The 4,989-nt window shown below is 39.5% G+C and carries 4 protein-coding genes and 1 pseudogene; 1 reads left to right on the top strand and 4 read right to left on the bottom strand.

Annotation, left to right across the window (positions count from 1 at the left end):
* Together FTU13_RS17275 and mobC are read right to left on the bottom strand one after the other, a co-directional pair.
* Positions 1-354 (bottom strand): annotated as a pseudogene (locus tag FTU13_RS17275) (mobilization protein); the annotation flags it as partial.
* Positions 351-695 (bottom strand): plasmid mobilization relaxosome protein MobC, encoded by a 345-nt coding sequence (mobC, locus tag FTU13_RS17270; RefSeq protein WP_044103698.1) that lies wholly within the window; start codon positions 693-695, stop codon positions 351-353. The pseudogene FTU13_RS17275 and the gene mobC, both read right to left, overlap by 4 nt.
* Positions 696-1,233: 538 nt before the next feature.
* On the opposite strand from mobC, the gene estT reads away from it, so the two are divergent.
* Positions 1,234-2,076 (top strand): macrolide hydrolase EstT, encoded by an 843-nt coding sequence (gene estT / locus FTU13_RS17265; RefSeq protein WP_179991026.1) that lies wholly within the window; start codon positions 1,234-1,236, stop codon positions 2,074-2,076.
* A 49-nt stretch (positions 2,077-2,125) separates the two neighbouring features.
* Here estT and FTU13_RS17260 read toward each other — a convergent pair whose 3' ends face one another.
* Both FTU13_RS17260 and FTU13_RS17255 read right to left on the bottom strand, forming a co-directional pair.
* Positions 2,126-3,028, bottom strand: coding sequence for a replication initiation protein (locus tag FTU13_RS17260; RefSeq protein WP_044103695.1), 903 nt, complete (start codon positions 3,026-3,028; stop codon positions 2,126-2,128).
* Positions 3,029-3,314: 286 nt separating this feature from the next.
* The coding region (locus FTU13_RS17255) for a relaxase/mobilization nuclease domain-containing protein (RefSeq protein WP_218955876.1) at positions 3,315-4,989 on the bottom strand (1,675 nt) is incomplete at its 5' end.

Raw genomic sequence — 4,989 nt, 5'->3', positions numbered from 1 at the left:
ATTAGGGATTAGGAAGTTAAGCTCTAATCTTCGCTCCCCTGTTTCTTCGTTTAATTTGTCTTGATGCTCAATCCACAAGACACGGTACTGGCTCTGATCCATGCCAGGGAATAAGGCTTGCTCAAAATCCTGCATGATTTTTTGTTTATCCTGGTCAGATAAATCATGCTCATAAAAAGACAAACAACCACTGGTATATTTTTTGGCAAAAGGAGACGTATCAATTAATCCAGATACTTCGGAAACATCGCCCTGTAGGACTTTTGCATAATCTCGATCACGGTCTTTACCAAGCAAATAATCCAATGGCCCTTTACTTAAACCGTTCCCATATCTAAAGAATTGAACAATCATTTTTTCAATTCCTTTAAGGTCTGATCAATCCCTATTAACAGGTGCAAAAGCCTTGCAGCATCAAGGGGGCGACTGCTTGCGATATCAGTATTTATTGCCTTTGCAATCTGATTGATGTTGCCCCCAATTCGGGATAGCTCAAGCAAAAAATCACGGTCTAATTTTGTGTAGTGATTTTCCTGATTCTTTTTTTTGGCGTTGCCTTGAGTTGCATCAATTTGGGCAAGTGAAGTATCCCTTAGATATTTGGCAATATTTAGGATATTGGCATCTTTGATTTTCTGTACCTCTGCATCAGAAAATCGGACTTTGTAAACCTTATTACGTTTGATCGCTGTCATGCTTTTGCCTTTGCTTTTGGGGGTTTCGGGGGCTTGCCCCTGAACAAGGTCATGGAACACATCTGCGTAGCAGAGGGGTCTCCATGTATCCTTGCATTCCATTACGGTAGCAGACCCCTAGACGTAATTCAATTAAGCAAGTCATGGTAAGTCTGTGGACAAAGGAAAACCCTGTGATCTAACCTGTGTGCAACTCAACGTATAACTGCTTTATCGTTATGTGGAGTTGTGCATCGTGTTTAGGCACAGATCAGGTTTTACGGTCGCTTGCGATTGTCCACAGACGTTGCTCATTCCCTTAAATAATAATTTTTAAAAATGAAAAGGGAAAAAAGCACCCAAGAGGGCTGATATCTGATTTAGGCTTCGTGTCTCAATAAAATTGATTAGAATCTGTATTCGTAGCCAAAATCTATGCTAGGCTAGGGTGAGAATGGAACAACAATGACAGGAGCAATTCACCGCTGTTCTTAAGTTTTTGCTATCTGGGTAAAATTTTACTTTGTTATATGATTGACTATTGGAAATACAGGAAAAAATGAAAGATAAAATAATTACAGCGAACAACATTAGTCTTTATACAGAAAGTTTTGGATTTGAATATAACCCTACAATTTTATTAGTTGCAGGAGCGACAGTTTCAATGCTTTATTGGGACACAAAGTTTTGCCAAAAATTAGCAGAAAAAGGTTTTTTCGTAATTCGTTACGACAACAGAGATGTCGGAAAATCAACTTTCTATGAGTTAGGTAAATCAACATACGATATTGTTGATTTGACAAACGATGCAATTTCAATCTTAGACGGTTACAATATTGAACAAGCACATTTTTTAGGTATGTCTTTAGGTGGGCTAATTTGTCAAATTGCTGCAATAAAATATCCAGATAAAGTAAAATCATTAATACTTTTATCTACAGGACCTTGGGGAGATTCTAACCCAAACATTCCTGAAATGGACACAAGAATTCTGGACTTTCACAGAAAATCGGAGACTGTTGATTGGGAAAATGAAGATAGTGTCGTGAACTATATGATTGAAGGCTCTGCTTTAATGAGTGGAAGAAAGCAATTTGACAAATTAAAATGTGAAAACTTAATAAGAGCTGAGTTTAATAGAGCCAACAATTATATAAGTATGTTCAATCACGCTACATTACAAGGGGGTGAAGAGTATTGGAATAGATTAGACGAAATTAAACAGCCGACTTTAATCATACATGGTACTGATGATTTAATATGCCACTTTAAAAACACAGATGTTTTACTTGAAAGGATAGAAAAATCAAAATTAGTTATACTTAAAAAAACAGGACACGAATTACACTTTGAAGATTGGAATACTATAATTAACGGGATAACCAACCATATAAATAATTGAAAAATTAAAAATAAAATCATCTAATGAAATACAGCCTAAAAGTAACGGTTTATTTAGTTTTTTCATCTTTCAATCTTCTGTAGTAAGTTGCTCTACTGATACCTAAAATCAGCCAAGGCTTTTTTTCCGTTACACTATCTTTCCTTCGAATAATCCCAGACTGGATACCCCCTAATTTACCCTTTCTACTTTGACGGTCTATGAATTCCTGGTAGTGATAACCGTCTTTCTTCCAACAATATCGAGCAATGGACTTGGCAGTGGCTTTGACTTCGCTATACGGCAATGGCTCTATAAACGCACTATTTGCGTTCTGGCACTGCTCTAAGACTTTCCCTAGCCAAATAGCAAACGTACTGCCTCGATGCGCTCTAATCGCCTTATATGCCCAATATCTAACTGTATCGAACATCATACAGTTCCGCCCAAGCCCTGAAACCTCTTTTAAGTCGGTTTTTAGTTCCTGAAGCTCTACAAAATCGGCTAAATAATTTAGATCGTATGGTTGAACGCCAAAGGTATGATTTTCCCATGTTCCGTGACATGGATTTTTAGTGATTAACCCCGTATAGCCACGATCTGCACCTAACGCCAAGCTATACGCCTGCTCAATCTTGGCAAGGTACTGTATGACATTCTGCTTTGCTCGATGCGTGGTACACACTGGAGCTAAAAGCATATAGCCAATATGTGCATGTCCATTTTGGCGATTTTTGGCTATCCACGTTGGGGTCGGTAAATTTGCGTCAGACCACGCAAAATAAGCGTCTTGGCGGTCTATATCGAACACCAACGAGCTAACAAGACAAGGGGGATTATGCTGAATATATGGCTTCTGGATTGCGGTACGTTTTGGGCGAATAACCACCCCGTACCCTAAATCATCCGAGCAATACGGTTTTTTTGGGAGTTTTTCGTAAAAATCGTCTGAAAATTGCGTTTTATTGAGCATGAAACACGTCCAAGTGTTGCATTGGCTCAAAACATCAGTAAAATACAAGTATCGAATTTGAGTTTTACGGATGCTTTAAGCGTTTGTTTAACAAAGAGAAAAAAGCGGGTTTGCAGACCTGCTTTTTTTTCGCCTGATGAAAATATTACACCTTTTTGAATTGCTGTCAAATGACTGATTTTCAAAACAAAATATTGCGACAAATTGTCGCAAATATGCGACCTTTTGAAGATGCTTTTTTTTCGAGGACAGCATTGCAAAGGCAATGCTCCGCAGAAAAAAAGTATCAAAATCTAGGTGAATAACTCCTGTCATTTTTACGTTGTTGCTCCAGTTGCAACTCTCTACGTCTGTCCAGCTCATCTAAAGCCTTAAAGATATTTGTTTGATCAAACCCTCGAATTTTTCGTGATACTGTTGCACTGAGTCTAGTTTCCTTTGAAGCTGTTGGGTCAATGGTGCTGTCTGCTTCTCGATTTCTGTATAGATCATCGTTGGCAATAGTTCGTTGATCTCGTTCTTTAGATTTAACCCAGTCACTAATTGCTCTAAATGGCTCTGTAATCGCTGTTTTAAGCTGCTCTCCAAGTTTTGTAATAAAGTCTCTGATAGCTTCGGATTCTGTAGCTGTCTGATATGATTTTTCATCTCTTTTTCTTTCTCGGTCAGCATGTTGAAGTGAGTTATCAATTTGTTGCAGTAGCTCTCTAGTTCGCTTATCGTTTTGCTCTGCGTTTGAATGAGCTGTAATGCTTGCTCTTGCTGCTTCTGTTGCTCTTTGAGCTGCTGCTGTTGCTGCTCGATAATCTGCAATAACTGTGCTTCGAGATTCATTTAATTGGTTTCCTGCACTATTCGCATATTGTTGCTGTACTGCTGCGCTTTCGGGTCGATCTGGACGCACCAGTCCCATTTTTTCTCTGTCCCACACTTCTGAATATTCAGGCTCGCCCCTTGGCTTTTTAGCCACTGGACTTTGTTCTCCATCTCTGTGATGTCGCTGTACTTGCTTTTGCTGACGTATCCCAGACAAATACTGCTGATAAGCGTTATACATGCCAGTGAAATCAAGGCTATATTCGATGTAATAAGGGTTTTCTTTAATTTGGCTGCTTGGGCTGTTTCTTGGCTCAAGCCGTTCAACTGCTGCAAGTTCGCTTGTAGCTGTTTGATCTGCTGTTGTTGTTCTTGCAATAGGGCTGTCATGCCTTGTTGCTGCTGCTTCTTGGTTTGAGCTGTAGTCTGGTCGATCTGCTGCAATATCTCGTTCGTTGCTTCGCTCTGTTTCTGCTGTATATCCGTTTTGGTGCTGTCGATACTGCTGCTCAAGCTCTGTGCTTCGCTTTGCACTGTATTCCGCATATCTTTGAATATCTGACTGATTTCGCTGTTCAGCTTCTCGTCTATATCGTTCTGATGCTGCGATAGTAAGTTGTTGGCTCGTTTCTGTAAGTCTAAAATCTTGCTCATAGATTGCACCTGTAAGCCTTATCGGGCGGGCTTTTTCGTCATCATTCGGATTTTTAATGGATAGGCTTTTCTTGGTTTCTCTGGTGACTTCAAGACCAAGATCCAATAGCCATTTTTTCATGCTCTGCCGATCTGTAATTAGTCCACTTTCAACGGCTCTCGTTGCTTCAATATCAAGCGTTTCCTTGATCTCATTAACAGTTTTAGGCAAGTTTTTTGCCGTTGTAACGGCTTGGCGATAGAGGGGGTCATCTGCATCATGCAGCTGATATTCATAGTTTGTAATCTTCTTAAACAGATCAATACGAGGACGATCAGCTTTATCATAATAAGGCTGTAAACGTTGTCCTGTAAGTATTTCAACATTAGGGATTAGGAAGTTAAGCTCTAATCTTCGCTCCCCTGTTTCTTCGTTTAATTTGTCTTGATGCTCAATCCACAAGACACGGTACTGGCTCTGATCCATGCCAGGGAATAAGGCTTGCTCAAAA

The organism is Acinetobacter sp. YH12064, assembly GCF_013419735.1.
Classification (GTDB): domain Bacteria; phylum Pseudomonadota; class Gammaproteobacteria; order Pseudomonadales; family Moraxellaceae; genus Acinetobacter; species Acinetobacter amyesii.
This window is presented reverse-complemented; position numbering and strand designations above follow the sequence as displayed.